Source organism: Denitratisoma oestradiolicum, assembly GCF_902813185.1.
Classification (GTDB): domain Bacteria; phylum Pseudomonadota; class Gammaproteobacteria; order Burkholderiales; family Rhodocyclaceae; genus Denitratisoma; species Denitratisoma oestradiolicum.
In genome coordinates this window covers 4014780-4030305 of sequence record NZ_LR778301.1, presented here as the reverse complement: position 1 = coordinate 4030305, position 15526 = coordinate 4014780, and the positions used below count along the sequence as shown (strand labels likewise).

At 56.3% G+C, this 15526-nt stretch carries 12 protein-coding genes and 1 pseudogene; 10 read left to right on the top strand and 3 right to left on the bottom strand.

Annotated features, from left to right (window positions below):
• Nucleotides 1–71 precede the first annotated feature (71 nt).
• From DENOEST_RS18410 to repC, 8 genes are all read left to right on the top strand, one after another.
• On the top strand, nt 72–3251 hold the full coding sequence (locus DENOEST_RS18410; protein ID WP_183148285.1) for a beta strand repeat-containing protein: 3180 nt from the start codon (nt 72–74) through the stop codon (nt 3249–3251).
• Nucleotides 3252–3398: 147 nt separating this feature from the next.
• Entirely contained in the window at nt 3399–4934 is a 1536-nt protein-coding gene (locus DENOEST_RS18405) for a class I SAM-dependent methyltransferase (protein WP_145770361.1), read from the top strand.
• A gap of 26 nt (nt 4935–4960) precedes the next feature.
• On the top strand, nt 4961–7138 hold the full coding sequence (locus DENOEST_RS18400) for an O-linked N-acetylglucosamine transferase family protein (RefSeq protein ID WP_145770362.1): 2178 nt from the start codon (nt 4961–4963) through the stop codon (nt 7136–7138).
• A gap of 66 nt (nt 7139–7204) precedes the next feature.
• Nucleotides 7205–7873 (top strand): hypothetical protein, encoded by a 669-nt coding sequence (locus DENOEST_RS18395; protein WP_145770363.1) that lies wholly within the window; start codon nt 7205–7207, stop codon nt 7871–7873.
• A 213-nt stretch (nt 7874–8086) separates the two neighbouring features.
• Nucleotides 8087–8269, top strand: a complete 183-nt coding sequence (locus DENOEST_RS18390) for a helix-turn-helix transcriptional regulator (protein WP_145770364.1) — start codon at nt 8087–8089, stop codon at nt 8267–8269.
• 375 nt (nt 8270–8644) lie between these two features.
• A complete protein-coding gene (locus tag DENOEST_RS18385; protein ID WP_145770365.1) occupies nt 8645–9577 on the top strand; it encodes a toprim domain-containing protein in 933 nt (310 codons plus the stop codon).
• Nucleotides 9564–10424 (top strand): helicase RepA family protein, encoded by an 861-nt coding sequence (locus DENOEST_RS18380; RefSeq protein ID WP_170228165.1) that lies wholly within the window; start codon nt 9564–9566, stop codon nt 10422–10424. Before DENOEST_RS18385 ends, DENOEST_RS18380 begins: the two co-directional genes overlap by 14 nt.
• On the top strand, nt 10411–11331 hold the full coding sequence (gene repC / locus DENOEST_RS18375) for a replication protein C, IncQ-type (RefSeq protein ID WP_145770367.1): 921 nt from the start codon (nt 10411–10413) through the stop codon (nt 11329–11331). The genes DENOEST_RS18380 and repC overlap by 14 nt, the downstream gene beginning before the upstream one ends.
• A gap of 321 nt (nt 11332–11652) precedes the next feature.
• Here the strand turns inward: repC and DENOEST_RS18370 are convergent, their stop codons facing one another.
• Nucleotides 11653–12456 (bottom strand): hypothetical protein, encoded by an 804-nt coding sequence (locus DENOEST_RS18370; RefSeq protein ID WP_145770368.1) that lies wholly within the window; start codon nt 12454–12456, stop codon nt 11653–11655.
• 829 nt (nt 12457–13285) lie between these two features.
• Between DENOEST_RS18370 and DENOEST_RS18365 the strand changes: the two genes are divergently transcribed.
• Entirely contained in the window at nt 13286–14488 is a 1203-nt protein-coding gene (locus DENOEST_RS18365) for a tyrosine-type recombinase/integrase (RefSeq protein ID WP_145770369.1), read from the top strand.
• A gap of 116 nt (nt 14489–14604) precedes the next feature.
• On the opposite strand, the gene DENOEST_RS18360 is transcribed toward DENOEST_RS18365, so the two are convergent.
• Together DENOEST_RS18360 and DENOEST_RS18355 are read right to left on the bottom strand one after the other, a co-directional pair.
• Nucleotides 14605–14886, bottom strand: a complete 282-nt coding sequence (locus tag DENOEST_RS18360; RefSeq protein WP_145770370.1) for a type II toxin-antitoxin system YafQ family toxin — start codon at nt 14884–14886, stop codon at nt 14605–14607.
• A complete protein-coding gene (locus tag DENOEST_RS18355) occupies nt 14873–15142 on the bottom strand; it encodes a type II toxin-antitoxin system RelB/DinJ family antitoxin (RefSeq protein ID WP_145770371.1) in 270 nt (89 codons plus the stop codon). Before DENOEST_RS18355 ends, DENOEST_RS18360 begins: the two co-directional genes overlap by 14 nt.
• Before the next feature lie 243 nt (nt 15143–15385).
• On the opposite strand from DENOEST_RS18355, the pseudogene DENOEST_RS20690 reads away from it, so the two are divergent.
• Nucleotides 15386–15481 (top strand): annotated as a pseudogene (locus DENOEST_RS20690) (hypothetical protein); the annotation flags it as partial.
• Nucleotides 15482–15526: the final 45 nt, after the last annotated feature.

Sequence of the window (15526 nt, the reverse complement as noted above, 5' to 3'; positions counted from 1 at the left end):
TTAGCGGCGTTTCTAATGGGTTGATAGTTATCCAAATTTAGCTCGGCCTGTCTTTCACGCTCACTACGGGTGTGGATAGCGGCACTGCCTTCAAGGGCGGTACGGGTAATGATGTCTATAACGGCACAGACACCACGCTGACGGGTCTGGATTCCCTTGATGGCGGGTCAGGAACTGACTCGTTGAATGTTTCTGATGTCGCTGGTGGTTTGAATGTGGGCGCTGGTGTAACCATTGCCAATATCGAGACTGCCACTTTCCAGGGTACTGGTGCTCTGACTATTGATTCCAGTGGTTGGACTGGGCTGACTGCTCTTAATGTCACGAAGGCTAACGGTAATGTCGACCTTACTGCTGCAACTACGACTGCTGTTTCTCTGAGTGGGGCAACCGGCGGTACTGTTGATGTGACAGGTGGTTCCACTCAAACCGTATCCCTTACCAAGGCTGGTGGTAACGTTACTCTTGATGGCGGTGCCGGTGCTGTTTCGCTGACGGTCACCAATCAGAACACTAAAAACATTAAGGTCGATAACGGTACCTCGGTCAATGTGACGACCACGGATACTGCGACCTCAACCATTGATGTCGGCACTGTTGCGACTGCCAAACCTAGTGGTGCGATTACTATCGTCCAGAATGTAAATGGTACTGGTAACACCACGGGTGGTGCGATCACCACGGTGGGCGGCTCCAGCGTCAACGTCACTGTGAATGCCACCCAGGCCACCAACAACACCGATACGACAGTTGGTGCCATTTCCGTGACCGGTGGCACGAGCACCACCAGTGCAACCGTTACTCAGACTGCGGCTGTATCCAAGGTGGCAACGACAGCTGCGGTGACAGGTGTTACCGAAGTCAACACGCTGACCTTCGCTGCGTTGACTGCGGGTCAAACCCAGATCATCAACGGCCTGACCTTCACGGCCGGTGCTGCTGGTACGACGGCTGCACAAACTGCTGCCGCATTTGCCAATCTGTCGGCTGGTGCTGTGCAGGGTGCCTCGACACTGGGTACCTATTCCGGCACCTTCAGTGCAGAGGGCTGGACTAGCGGTGCTGTCACCGGCACTTCGACCGTTGTTTTCACCGGCACTTCCGCTGGCGTGCGTACCGACTTGGCTGATACCGGTACTGGTACTAACCCCACCGTCGTAGTGACCACGGATGGCGTGAATGCTGTTACCGCAGCAGGTAAGGGCGGTATCGTGAACGGCGCCGTCACCATCGTTGATGCCGCCTATGGTGCGAGCACCAACACCATTACCACTGCTACGGTGAGCGGTTATGCTACGAACTCGGAAGTCAAGTCGGATGCTCTGACCTCCCTGTCCTTGGCTAACAACACTGGCGGCGAGCTCAAGGTATACAACAACACCGCCACAACGCTGGGCCTGACCCTCAACAACCTGGGTGCAGCTTCCGCAGTGACCCTTGATAACGGTGTAGCCAAGTATTCCACACTGAATATCACCACGACTGGCGCAGCCTCCGATGTAGATGTCACTGGCGGTGCTGTAACGGCGCTGACTGTTGCCGGTGATCAAAAGCTGGATTTGACCGGCTCGACCCTGGCCGTACTGGCAACTGTCACGGTTTCCGGCTCTGCCGGGCTGACGCTGGATGGTGATGAGGCAGACACCATCACCTCCATCAACACCTCCGCTACCACCGGCACCGTAACGGCGACTGTGAACCCCGGTACTGCAACCTATACCGGTGGTGCAGGCGTGGACAACGTGACCACCGTGACGACCACAACCCCCACCAAGGCAATCTCCCTTGGTGGTGGTGACGATAAGCTGACGCTGGCTTCCGGTACCACGGCTTCCACCAGCACCCTGTCTGGCGGTGACGGTACCGACACCTTGGTGATGGTTGCTGCTGATGCTGCTACTGCTACTGCTAGCGCAACGTTCGAAGCCCAAATTGATGGTTTCGAAAAGTTGAGCGTAGGTGCAGTGACTGCTACCCAAAGCAAGACGGTCAATCTGGCGAACCTGGATGACATCAGCTACGTAATTAGCGCTGGTGGCCCCGGCACTGCGCAAGTTGATAAAATCGACCTGGGGGTAACTACGGCGGAAGCTGGAGATAAATTTACTGTAACCATTAACGGTTACTCGGTTTCATATACGACCACGGCCGCCGATACGACCACCACGCTTATTGCTGCTGGGATTATCAGTGCGATCAATAATGATGCGATCCTGGGCAATATGGTCACCGCAGCTGCTGGTGCCGCTGGTATTCTCAACATCACATCCGACTCTGCTGGTATTGCGCTCACTACGACGACATCTGTTGTTGATGCCAACACCATAGATGCAGTGGCAACGAAGGGAGCCGTGACCGGCAACACCGCCGCAGGTGCGCTGACTCTCTCCAACGTGGCTAACGCAGCGACCCTGATGCTGACCGGTACGGGTGACTCCACCGTGACTCTGACTGACGCAACCGGTTCTTCCGATAGCCTGAACATCATCCTCTCGGGTGACGCTACGGTTACCGGCGGCAAGGTTACCGCTGCCAGCATCGAAAGCATCAATATCACAGCAGATGACAGCGGCACGACGATTAATGCCGATCACACCCTGACCTTGGTAGCGACTTCGGCAACGACGCTGACCATCGATGGCGATGCCGACCTGATCCTGTTCAATACGGGTAACACCGCGTTGAAGACTATCAACGCCGGCTCCATGACTGGCGCGCTGACGGTGCAGGCCGCAGGTACGGTAGCTGAAACCATCACCGGCGGTTCCGGTGCTGACACCCTGAAGGCTTCCACCGGTACGGTGGCGGATGTCCTGATTGGCGGTGCTGGTGCTGACCATCTGTACTCCAATGCGGGTCTTGCAACCTTGACTGGCGGTACGGGCAATGACTGGTTCCACATCCTGACTGCTTCGACCAACGTCAATACGTACGCTACGATTACTGATGCGAGCAAGGGTGACTTGATTGCGTTCTCCGATGTCGTGGGCACGACCGAGACATTCGCCGCTTCCGCGCTGACTTTGGCGGATACCGCAGTGTTCCAGGACTATGCCAACGCCGCGATCAACAACACCAATACGGGTGATGTCACTTGGTTTGCTTTCGGTGGCAATACTTACATTGTCGAAAACATCAGCAATGGCGCCAGCTTCACTAACGGCACCGACCTGATCGTGAAGTTGACCGGCGTTGTCGATCTGAGCACTGCCTCTTTCGATACCACCGACGTTTCCATCCAGATCAACTAATACATGTTGTGAAGGAGCCCTCAGCATATCGAGGGTGCAGTACTCAAAACCCCGCTTCTCACAAGGAGGCGGGGTTTTTCTTAGCACAGTACCAGGCTGTGCCAAGAAAAGCCCCGAATCTCTACGCTATATGTAAAGGATCCTCTCATGTCTGACTGGACTTCCGGCTATGTGGCCGACATCGGTTATACCTTCGGCTATTATCAAGAACTTAACCCTCTCAGAGTCCGCTTAGCCTTCCTGAATGCAGGTCTGGTGGCGCCTGAGGTCGGGGCTGCTTGCGAACTGGGCTTCGGTCAGGGGATGAGTGCCAACCTCCATTCTGCTGCGACCGTAACCTCCTGGCATGGCACTGACTTCAACCCTTCCCAGGCAGGATTTGCACAAGAGTTGGCTTCTGTCTCAGGTTCTGGCGCACGGCTTTATGATGAAGCCTTTGCTGATTTCTCGAATCGTAGCGACTTACCTGATTTCGATTACATCGGTCTTCACGGCATTTGGAGCTGGATATCCGACGAGAACCGTAGAACAATTGTGGATTTCATTCGCCGTAAGCTCAAAGTCGGGGGCGTACTTTACATTAGCTACAACACCTTACCAGGTTGGGCCGCTTTTGCCCCTATGCGACACCTGATGACAGAACATGCCGAAGTGATTGGTTCGGAAGGGCATGGAATCGTCAGCCGCATTAATGGTGCCTTGGAGTTCACCGAGAAACTTCTTGCAACCAATCCAACTTATGCGCGGGCAAATCCCCAGATTGCTGATCGAATCAAGAAAATCAAGGAACAAAATCGCCATTACCTGGCCCATGAGTATTTCAACCGGGACTGGCACCCAATGCATTTCGCCACCATGGCGGAATGGCTGGAGTCAGCCAAAGTTCAATACGCCTGTTCAGCCAATTATCTGGACCATGTTGATGCGATTAATCTGAGTGGGGAGCAACAGGCATTTTTGCAGGAAATCCCTGATTCGATGTTTCGCGAGAGTACCCGGGATTTCATGATCAACCAACAATTCCGTAAAGATTATTGGGTCAAGGGAGCAAGAAAACTATCTACTCTGGAGCAAGCTGAAGCTCTCCGATTGCAAAAGGTTATGCTGGCGACACATCGGCCTGATGTTCCTCTCAAAGTCGGAGGCGCCTTGGGTGAGGCCACCATGGATGCGTCCATCTACAATCCGATTCTCGATTTACTCGCAGATCATAGGCCCAGGACGTTGGGGCAGATAGAACAGGCAATGCGAGATCGGAATATTGTTTTCTCCCAAATACTCCAGGCTGTGATGGTACTTACGGGCAGCGGTCATTTGTTTGCTGTGTTGGAAGATAGCGCCATTACCAAGACAAGAAAAGTTTGTGACCGGCTTAATGCTTATCTGATGAATAAGGCGAGAGGTGGGGGAGATATCAGTTATTTGGCCAGCCCGGTAACCGGTGGGGGAATCGCTGTGGGGCGCTTTCATCAGTTGTTCCTTTTAGCCTTAAGCCAAGGCAAGAAACAACCTGCCGAATGGGCGTCTTTTGTGTGGCAACTATTTGCCATGCAGGGGCAGAAGCTTGTCAAGGAAGGAAAGGCGCTGGATGCCCCGGAAGAAAATCTGACAGAACTTACCGCTCAGGCCGCGATATTTGCAGAAAAGCATCTGCCGATCATGAAGGCCTTGCAGATTGCTTGATGAATGAGTGACTGGGCGAGCAAGCATTGTCTTCTGCTGAAGATTTGCTGCATTCGGCCCGTGCGTTTGCTCTATCGGGCCGATTTCAGGACCTGACGGCCACTTGCCGAATACTGGTCCGGGATTTCCGTAAAGACGAGCAGGTACTCCAGGAAACAGGAGGCTTGCTGCTGAACGCGGGTTACCTGACTGACGCAGCAGATTGTTTTAAGCAAGCCCAGTCCCTGACGCCAAAGGACATTGCCAGCCAGATCAATCTGGCAAATGTCTGTCGTGAGATGGGCCTACATGCTGAGACGCGGCGCCGCTATGCAGCCTTGCTGGAACAGGCCCCCCATCATCCTGTCGTGCGACGGAATGCCTTGGTTTGCCAGGAATACGATGGGGAGATTGGTGATGATGCAAGATTGATCCAGGCGAAGACCTGGGGCGCCTGGGCCATTGCCCAGGCCGGGGGCGCACGACCCAGGCCAGCGATGAGTGCGTTGACTCATCGACGATTGCGCATCGGCTATGTATCGGCTGATTTTTGCCAGCATACTGTGGGTCTTTTCGTCAAAGAAGTTCTGGCCCGACACGAACCTGAACGGATAACTGTCTTTGCCTACAGTGCCGGGCCAGTGGACGACTGGGTTACGGCCACGATACGCCGCTACTGCAAATTCATCGATGTTCGCCATCTGGATGACCAGCGCCTGGCTGAGAAAATACGAGTGGACCAGATCGACGTCCTGGTCGACCTCTCCGGGCATACGGCAGGATCAAAACTGACTGTTTTTGCTCATCGACCTGCGCCTGTGCAGGTGAGTTGGCTGGGTTATTTCGCCACCACGGGCCTGTCAACGCTGGATGCTGTCTTGTTGGATGAGTGGCATGCACCGCCAGGGATCGAGACTCAATTCGTGGAACCAATCCTGAGACTTTCAGGAGGACGCTTCTGCTATCAGCCTGTACCCTGGGCGCCTTTTGATGTGGCTCCACCCCCATTCGAGGAGAATGGCTATATCACTTTCGGGTGCTTCAACAATACAGCCAAGCTGAACGATGGTGTCTTTGATGTTTGGGCCAAGGTTCTGACTGCGGTGCCAAACTCCAGACTGTTGCTGAAGTGGCGTACCTTTAATGACGAACCCCTTTGTCAATCAATCCAGACCGCCTTTTGCGAAAGAGGGATTGAAGCAGAACGAGTCGAATTGCGTGGACCTAGCTTTCATGCAGACTTGCTGAAGGAATATGGGGATATCGATATTGCGCTTGACCCATTCCCCTTTACCGGCGGGCTGACCAGTTGCGAATCCCTATGGATGGGGGTGCCAGTGGTGACCTGGCCCCAGGGGCGGGTGGTGAGCCGTCAGACCTACGCCTTTCTCTGTGCTATTGGCCTTGCCGAACTGGCGGCTCAGGATGCAGAGGACTACGTACGTATAGCTGCCAGCTTGGCCGGGGATAGACAACGGCTGATCGACCTGAGAAGAAGCCTGCGGCAACGGATGCGGGATAGCTCCCTGATGGATGTCACAGGCTTTACCCGGAATCTTGAAGGTATCTTAGTGAGCCTCTATCGCAGCATCGAAGCGCAGGAAAAACAAAAGATCATGACAAGCAAGACCATCCTTCATGTGGGCACTGGTCACCGGGATAATGGCGCCAAGCTGCCTGCGGCATTTCGGTCGTCAGGTTGGACGGAACTTCGACTGGATATTGACCCATGCAATGAACCAGACATCATTGGGTCCATGCAGGAAATGTCTGCCGTGGCCGATAACAGCATTGATGCCATTTACTCGGCCCACAACATTGAGCATGTCTATGCTCATGAAGTCCCGGTTGTGCTGAAGGAGTTTTTACGCGTGCTTAAGCCGGAGGGGTATGCGGTTATCACTTGTCCCGATTTGCAGAGTGTGTGTGCCTGGGTGGCAGAGGACAAGCTGACGGAAGCCGCCTATCAATCGCCTGCCGGACCGATCACTCCCCTGGACATTCTGTATGGACATGGGGCAGCTTTGGCTGCTGGCCATGAATACATGGCTCACAAGTCCGGATTTACGCTCAAAAGCCTGACCCAGGCTTTGCAATCCGCTGGATTTAGAACCATTGCAGGAAGACGGCGTGAGTCGGCATTGGATTTATGGGTTGTGGCGACAAAGGCGCCGATGGAAGAAGGTGCTGTGCGAGAACTGGCGGAGGGGATATTCCCGACGTGAAGGCACTCCAGAAAACTTTGCCGAACTCACCGTTTAAGACGTTGTCTTTGTGTAGGTTAGGAAAAAATGCTACCGGTGCACGATCTTCCTGCTGACAACCTGTTCCGTCTCTATGTAAAAGACGGCGAACGTACTCGGATCATGCTCTGGTTCCGGTGCTCAAACAACGGTGATCTTGTTACCCGTGCCTTTTCCAATGGTCGAAACCTCTTTGAGGTCATGGGAAATTTTGACCATGGCAGATTTCAGCCAACAACAGCACCAGAAAAGATTGATGGTCTTTCTGGGAATGACGTGGCAGATCATCTACATCTGACATTCCATCCCTCGATCAAGAAGCCGACACCCGTGCTGAATGGAATAAAGCGCAGGACCAACATTCCACGCATTGACCTCCGTACACTCGACCGCTTGCAGCAAGTGGCGACTCACCTTCTCGCATCCCCCAAACACTATCCAGTGGAAGCGCCAAAGCCAGAAAAACCCGGTGGTCAATATCATGCCGTGCTGGAAAATCCTTACGGCCCTCAGCAACCCAGGATCACCTTCTGGGTTGCTCCAATACAGCGATCCGTAATGCAAGTTGCCGAGAGGGATGTCCTGCCTGGATGCTTTATTTACGCACGGGTCTCGCCGAAATCATTGGGACACGACCTGCTCCTACAGGTTCAGCAAGATACGATGCCCTACTCGGAGTACGGTGACATGCACATTCTCGCGGCACCGATAGTGTAGTGTATTGAACCAATAAAACCCGCTCATCCACGCCGCAGAGCGGGATGGCACACGATTTTCCATTCCCGAAATATTTCTCAGGCTAACCCGAGGAATCTCCCTATACGGTAGTGCCCCCCACAGGGGGGGTATTCCCGGCAAGCAGGAATGCCCTGGTGGCCACGCAATCGGGCGTGACGCAAAAACTGCCGGGAATTACCAGGAGATTTCGAGATGGAAGAGCTATTGACGGCCAAAGATTTGGCCAGGGTTTTGGGCGTGCGCGTGGAGGCCATTTATCAGCGCCGCCTCAGGAAAGCATCCTTGCCGCCGGGTATCAAACTTGGCAATTTGCATCGGTTCCGAAGGGTAGATGTCGAGAACTGGCTGACCACCCACACCCAAAAAAGTAACTGAATCTTTCGCTGTAATCGAGCGCCCGGCACCGGGGGGAGGCAAGGAGCCCCCCGGTGTTTTTTTCATGCTGGCACGGTGTGTTTCGCTATACGAACCGGCCAAACACCATTCTTTTCCTATACTCAGCTGCCAAGTCAGATTGACTTGGTAAAACCCAGTCGGGCACAGGTAAATAATCGTCGCTCAGTGCGACACACAGGACAAACCAGACCAGCGCGGAAGATTTCCGCGCTGGACATTGATCGCCCGGCGTCATTGGAGACGTCCTGTGCGAAACACAGATAGTGAGATTGGCCCCTGCGGGGCCGCGACTTTTCAGGGTCATGAGGTTTCAGCAGCCGATGCCCACCCCCATCGCCAGAGGGGAGGGGCGGCATGAGTCTGGATCACTTCAAGAAACGGCACCACACGTCACCGGTGCGGCTGCCGGTGGAAGTCGCGCGGTCTCTGGATGCGGAGCTGGTTGCCCAACTGTTGGGCCACCAAATCCACCGCCAGGGAAGGCATGTCGAGCTTGCGAACGGAATGCGCGGCACCGATAAAGGGGGCCGCATGGTTTGGTGCCACCGCGACGGGACCGGCATTGGCGACAACCTTGCCCTGGTCCAGGCAGTACTGAGCCTGAGCTTTAAGCCGGCACTGGAATGTTTGCTGGGCCAAGCGGCTATCCCGGCGACTCCCCAGCCATCCGCGCTCCCACGACACCTGCACCTGCCTCGGGGGACTGAAGCTGACCGAATTGCCGGCCGGGATTATCTGCGCAGCCGCCACATCGCCCCATCCGCGCTGGACATGGCCGAGGCCTGCGGCATGCTGCGCTATATCCCCGGGGCGGTGCTGTTTGTTGGCTATGACGGCGATCAGCCCAGGAGCGCCACCCGCCGGGGGTATTTGTCTGCTGATCCTGTACCTAAGCGGGATTTGGCCGGGAGTGACAAGGCTTACCCCCCGATACTGCCAGGATGCCCTGAGACCGTCTGGGTAGTGGAAGGCGGCGTCGATGCCCTGGCGCTGCACACACGTCATTCAGATAGCCCACCCACGGTGATTGTTTCAGGGGGCGCGGGCTGCCTGGCCTGGATCGAGCAACCCCACATCCAGGCCCTGCTGGCAGTGGCCTTCACTGTCATCGTCGCCCGGGATCGTGAGTCGACCAACGAGATACAGGCTCGGACCGACGCCCAGCACCAACGTCAGGCGGAGCGGCTGCGGGTGCTGACGGACGACGTGAGACTTTGGCTACCGCCCCCCGGTATCAAGGATGTCGCGGATTATCTGCGGTGGGAGGCTGATCATGCCGCGCATTGACATTTTGGATGCCTTTTCACATGAACCCGCCCGACAGGATTTTGTACTGCCGGGCTTCCTGGTAGGTACGGTGGGTGCGCTGATTTCCCCTGGAGGTGCAGGGAAGTCCTTCCTCGCGCTTCAGTTGGCTGCCGCCATCGCCGGGGGTACTGCCCAGGCCAATACAACTGGTTTGGCAATCCACGGCCAGGGGAAAGTGCTCTACCTGAACCTTGAAGATCCCCCGGAAGAGATCCAGCGCCGGCTCTTTTACTTGGGCCAATGCTTCGACCTTATCACTCGTCAGGCCGTCGCCGGGAACCTGACTCTTTCGGCTCGGCAGGGTATTCGCTCGGACATCATGGACCCGAAATTCCATGCGGGCCTGTTAAAGGCTGCTGCTGGTATGAGACTGGTAATCCTGGATACCCTGAGCCGGTGCCACGGCAGCGATGAAAACGACAACGGCCAGATGGCCGCGCTGATCGCACGGCTGGAGAGTATTTCACGCCAAACCGGAGCAGCGATCCTCTTCCTGCACCATACCAGCAAAGCCACCGCCCTGGCCGGGCAGGGTGCCATGCAGCAGGCGGCCCGGGGGGCCTCGGCGCTCATCGACAATGCCCGGTTCTGCGCCAGCTTGGTCAAGATGAGTCAGGACGATGCGGAAAAATTGACCCTTGATGGCCAGCCCATTGCTGAGCGAGACCGGGGTTTTTATGTGCGATACGAGACCGGCAAACAGAACTATGGTCAGGTAGAGGCCGGCCAGTGGTACCAGCGGGGACAGGGTGGGATATTGAGGCCGGTGTCCTTGCAGCCGGCAAACCAGGGCCGGAAGCGGGGGAGGGCTTATGAAACCCTTTGAGCTTACCCACGCTCGGCACGATCCGGCCCATTGCTTGGCTCCTGGCCTGTTTCGCAGCCTGAAGCGAGGCGACCGAAAACGCCTGAAACTCTCGGTTGTTTATCAGTCTGGGAGCGATCGGATTGAGTTTTCTGGTCCGGAACCCCTGGGGGCTGATGATCTGCGGGTGCTTCAGGGTTTGGTGGCGATGGCAGCTGTGTGTGGGACAGAAGGCGGAGGCATCGTCCTGCCGCCGACCCCAGCCACCCATGAAGGCAAGGCTTTGCGGCGGCTGTTGGAGGCAGAATCCGATGCCGCCGATCAAGATGCCCTGGTGGTCAAAGGCAGTTTCCGCCAGCTGGCCCGAGAAATTGGTTACAGCGACATCGAGGATGCCCGCCAGCTTCGGGAATGCATTGAACGGCTCTGGAAGGTATCGATCATTGTGGAACGGGAGGGGCGGCGCATGGGGTTCCGGATTTTGTCCTGCTATGCCAGCGACTCGGCATCGGGCCAACTGCTGGTGGCACTGAATCCCCGACTGACCGAGTCCATTCTGGGAGATCGGCAGTATTTCAGGATTGATCTGGCCGAGGTCCGGGCGTTGAAGTCCGACCCAGCCCGGTTGATGCACCAGCGGTTGCACTGGATCAATGCCGGGCAGCGGAAAGGGGTAATGCTGGATACCCTCTGTTCCTATGTCTGGCCGGATCAAGCCAACCCGGATACCATGAAGAAGCGCCGGCAGGTGGCCCGCAAGGCACTGGCGGAACTATCCGACATTGGCTGGGGTGTCGAGGAATACGCCCCGGGGAAGTTTTGGATATGCCGGCCCAAGTCGGGAACCCAGGAGAGCGCCCAGCCATCGCTCCCCCCCCGGCCAACATTCCCCCGACCCCCGGCTAACCTTCCCCAAACCCCTGGATAACGTTCCCGCTGCGATTCATGGAAATCCTTCTGGCACAAGGGTTTCAGCGGATTCCAATCCGTCCTTCTAAGATTCCCTAAGAATCTCTATCTGCGCGGGTCGGGCGGGGCTGGTGGCCCGCCCTTCCTTGCCTCTCAAACCACCCCGCCGGGCAAGCCGGCGACCCTGAGGGTGGGGCCAGCGGGGAAGAAGATGAGCCCTCGCGGGTGAATTGTCGGTCCTGCTGTACTGGCTGGAGCCGTTCCCGGCCATCCCCTTCCCCCGCCGGCCATTACCCCTGGGGGTCGGCCGCAGGCCGGGGGGAGTAAAGGCCAGTGCTCCTTAACTGACAGAACGGATCAGCGGTACCGGTTCCAGCTCCAGGCTATCGTGATCCAGCTTCCAGATCTGGATATGGCGGGAAAGAATCCGGGCATCGAGCTCGCGAATCTGCCGAGGAATGCCATCCCTAAAATCCTGATGGGTCAGGGCTGTTCGGAGTCGCTGACCGATGGTGCTGGCGCCAGGCCGGGTGATGACGAACCAGACCTCTCGAACCGGAGAGTTTTCTTGGTTAAACACCCAGCGTAGCCACTGGATGACCTTCTCAAAATCCTTGGCACTTCGATAGCTGTGTTCAACTTCTACCCAGGTCCAGCCAGAACTGTCTGCAATTAGCAGGTCTGGCACTTTGTGATAAAGGCTTTTGCAGGGTGCCTGCTGGCTTTGGATTTCTAGTTCCGTGTAGCCATAGGCGGGTGCCCCAATTGCAGCAAAAACACTATTACAGGCTGTGCGGTGGGCGTGAGCATGCCGCAGCCAATCCCGGGCGTGGGCCTTGTCTCCAGGAATTTCAAAAGAGAGCCAGCGGACCCCGGTGGCCGTCAGGGCCACCATCTGCTGACATGCCATCGAATCACGCCGAACAACGATCAGCCGCTCGTCAGACAGCACGGCAATCAACCGCTGGGCCTGGCGGAGGCTGGATGCCGTGATCTTTCCCCAAACAATCCGAGCCAATTGGCGGGTGCTTGCGTAACCCAATCTCGACAGAGCGATCATTGCGCGGAGCCGGTGATCAGCGGCTTTGCCACGAGGCCCGCGGTCCTGATTGGCGGTGGTGGAAGCTGCAAGAAAATTGGTCATGGTGGGCGCTCCTGGGCAAGTTGATACCCGGTATAGCTCCGGAATCGACGTCGCCCACTATGACGGACAGGTACGAACGCATTTTGCGTTCGTGGCGAGGCGCCCTTCCTTGGAAGGGCTACGTGACCATCCCCTCTGCGTCTGCCCTGGACGGGCAGAACGGGGATTGCCTGCCTAGGGGCAGGCTCACGCTGGGGGCCCTCCGCTGCGCTCGGGCAAGGGGCGCACGCCGCCGCACGGGGTTGCCGACCAGGGTCGCCAAAATTCCCCCCGCGCTAAATCCCTACCCTGTCTCACGGGGTGAGCCGGGGCCCGAGGGATTTGCGACGTGCCCCCCTTGCCCGACCGTGGTCGGGGCCCCGGGGTTGTTCCACCCCCCAACACTCCGTCGGCGCTTGGGGCGCCTCAATGGGCCCTGGACGGGCCATTGCCGGTCTGTTGGCTCCCCCCATAGGGCAGATTTGTCAGCGTGGGCGCTGCCAAATCCACTGTCGGACGCCGGTCCGCCACTGCCCTACGGGTGCTCTTCGCGCTGGGGCGCTGCGCAGCCGCAATCGCGGCTTTGCTCTGGCGCGGGCTGGACGCCCTTTGCCTCAGCCCAAGGGCTGATGTTCGCATTTGCCATGGCCCCTGCACCTGAAAAATCCAGTCGCGTGCGATGGGAGTTTTTCAGAATCCGGAGACATCGAATTGCCCCCTGTTCGTATTCGGGGGGCTAAAGCTGCTCGTGAACCTATACGCAGTAGGTCAAATTTCGCACGGTTTCGACTGGATAGCCCCTCAACGGGGTATCGGCGCTTTGCCATGAGTGCGGCTAGGAGAAGCCGTCATGAAATTTCACATCAGCGAACTTGCTTTGTCCCGTCTGGAAGTTCCGAATGGCAAGAAATGGATTGCAGTATTCGATACAGAACAGACTGGTTTTGCTGCGGTTGTAACAGCGGCCGGATCAAAGGCCTACATCGTTTCCTACCGTGATCCTCACGGCAAACAACGGCAGGAAAAGATTGCCAAAGTCGGGGAGATCTCAGCACAAGCTGCCCGGTCCTTGGCTAAAGTCCGATTAGAAGATATCGCCAAGGCCAAAGGCATCATGGCGCCTGGTGACCGCAAGAAGCTGAACCCGACGCTGGAGGAGTTCTTTTTCGATACCTATATGCCGGAGGTAAGATCAAACAGTCGATCCGCTGAAACCCATGCTTCCATATACAGAAATCACCTCCAAGACGCCCTCGGACAAATGCGCCTTAGGGAAATCAACAAGGAGGTACTTCAGGTCCTGAAGGATGAACTGGAGAACAAACCGGTTGCAGGTGGCAGATGGAAGACTCAGCAGGGTAAGACCTTGTCAGAGGGTACGGTGAAGCGAATCATGATTCTTATTCGGCATCTTTTCAATGTGGCGATTGAAAATGGGAAATACGTCGTCGTTGAGAACCCGACCAAATCCTTCAAACTGAAAACGATCCGTAAGGTGACTGGCCAATTTCTGAATGCAGCTCAGCTGCAACGGCTAATGGCCGCCGCAGAGCAATCAGAAAACCCTGATCTTCTCGACATCCTCCGTGTAGCCGCTGCCACTGGATTGCGCAGGTCTAATGTGCTGTCCATGCAATGGAGCTGGTTGGATTTGGAGCGCGGAACTTTGACCGTACCCGATTGGGCTGACAAAGCCAAGCAGGGCTTCAGTGTATTTCTGGCCGCCGAGGTTGTCGACCTGTTGAAGAAACGCCAACAAAATGCAACGTCATGTTGGGTATTCCCGAACCCCAAGACCGGCAAGCCTTACCATTCCTGCCGCGCCGCGTGGGAAATGGTTCGGAAACGGGCTGGGCTGCCGACATTGCGCACCCATGATTTGCGTCACACGTTTGCAAGTATGATGTTGGAGTCCGGCGCTGACATTATCGATGTGCAGGCAGCCTTGGCTCATACACAGTTGAAGACGACTGCTGTATATCTCCATCTGTTGGATTCTCGGAAGCAAAATAAGGCCAATGCCGCTGTACAGGCGACAGGTATTTTTGCGTAGGCCATATGTTGACTGACTCACCCTCACCCCGCTCCGGCGGGGTTTTTTCATGGTTGGTCAGATTTGTTGATGGGCCAACACTGGCCGTACCAACCCACCCCGCGCCAGCGGCTCGGTTAGCCGAAAAGCTCACTGTGAGAGCCAAGGCGTGCCAGCCTCAAGGTCTCTGCATCGGGCTTTCGATAGATCAGCAGTAGATCAGGTTTGATATGGCACTCACGATATCCAGCCCAATCGCCGCTGAGATCGTGATCACGCAGCTTTGCTGGTAGTGGTTTGTCATGCACTAATGCTGTGAGAACGTGAACCAAATCTGTGTCCAAGGATGCCCGGTGGGCGCCTTTGCTTTCCCGCTTGTAGTCGCGCTTAAACGCTGAGGATCGCTCAATCGTGCGCATGGAGGTCCGCCATCAGGTCCTCCACGGAAGCAAAGCGCTTACCCTTCCCAGCTTCCAACTCAGCCATAGCCTTCCGAGTAACGGTATTCGGAGCCTTGACCTCGAAGGGTAGCCGGCGCTCGTCAGCAACCCGCAGCATCAGCAGACGGATGGCATCAGAGATGGACAGGCCCATCGCTTCCAGGGCAGTGGCGGCACGCTCCTTGGTAGCGGAATCTATACGAGCGCGGACGTAGGTGTCGGCAGCGGTATTCATGATGGACCTCCAGTCCAATTGGCAGTGTAAATTGTAGTCACACTGAGACTACATAGCAAGGAGGTTCTTACTCCACCTCGATGCGGGCTGTGAGATGGATTGCAGGCCCATGGGATACTGGGATGGTACCGGGAAGGGAAATATCCCTAATAAATCAATACACCGCTCCTCAGTAAGCGCAGTTGCCGCTTGATCATCCCAGCAAGATTGATGGGATGATCATCGCAACCGGAAAAGTGGCTACTGATTCAAGGAGGTATTTCATGGCAAAGTCATACGCTCACCACCAGTTCGGACACCATTACCGGCGGATCGGGTAACGATACGATCAATGGTGGTACTAACGGCACGACCGATAATTGGTCTGCATTCGACACAATTGAT

What these genes read in the sequence shown, in the direction of transcription:
- DENOEST_RS18395 (WP_145770363.1), top strand. Translation starts at nt 7,205, where the DNA reads ATGCTACCGGTGCACGATCTTCCTGCTGACAACCTGTTCCGTCTCTAT.
- DENOEST_RS18370 (WP_145770368.1), bottom strand. Translation starts at nt 12,456, where the DNA reads ATGACCAATTTTCTTGCAGCTTCCACCACCGCCAATCAGGACCGCGGG.
- DENOEST_RS18380 (WP_170228165.1), top strand. Translation starts at nt 9,564, where the DNA reads ATGCCGCGCATTGACATTTTGGATGCCTTTTCACATGAACCCGCCCGA.
- DENOEST_RS18385 (WP_145770365.1), top strand. Translation starts at nt 8,645, where the DNA reads ATGAGTCTGGATCACTTCAAGAAACGGCACCACACGTCACCGGTGCGG.
- DENOEST_RS18405 (WP_145770361.1), top strand. Translation starts at nt 3,399, where the DNA reads ATGTCTGACTGGACTTCCGGCTATGTGGCCGACATCGGTTATACCTTC.
- repC (WP_145770367.1), top strand. Translation starts at nt 10,411, where the DNA reads ATGAAACCCTTTGAGCTTACCCACGCTCGGCACGATCCGGCCCATTGC.
- DENOEST_RS18355 (WP_145770371.1), bottom strand. Translation starts at nt 15,142, where the DNA reads ATGAATACCGCTGCCGACACCTACGTCCGCGCTCGTATAGATTCCGCT.
- DENOEST_RS18390 (WP_145770364.1), top strand. Translation starts at nt 8,087, where the DNA reads ATGGAAGAGCTATTGACGGCCAAAGATTTGGCCAGGGTTTTGGGCGTG.
- DENOEST_RS18365 (WP_145770369.1), top strand. Translation starts at nt 13,286, where the DNA reads ATGAAATTTCACATCAGCGAACTTGCTTTGTCCCGTCTGGAAGTTCCG.
- DENOEST_RS18360 (WP_145770370.1), bottom strand. Translation starts at nt 14,886, where the DNA reads ATGCGCACGATTGAGCGATCCTCAGCGTTTAAGCGCGACTACAAGCGG.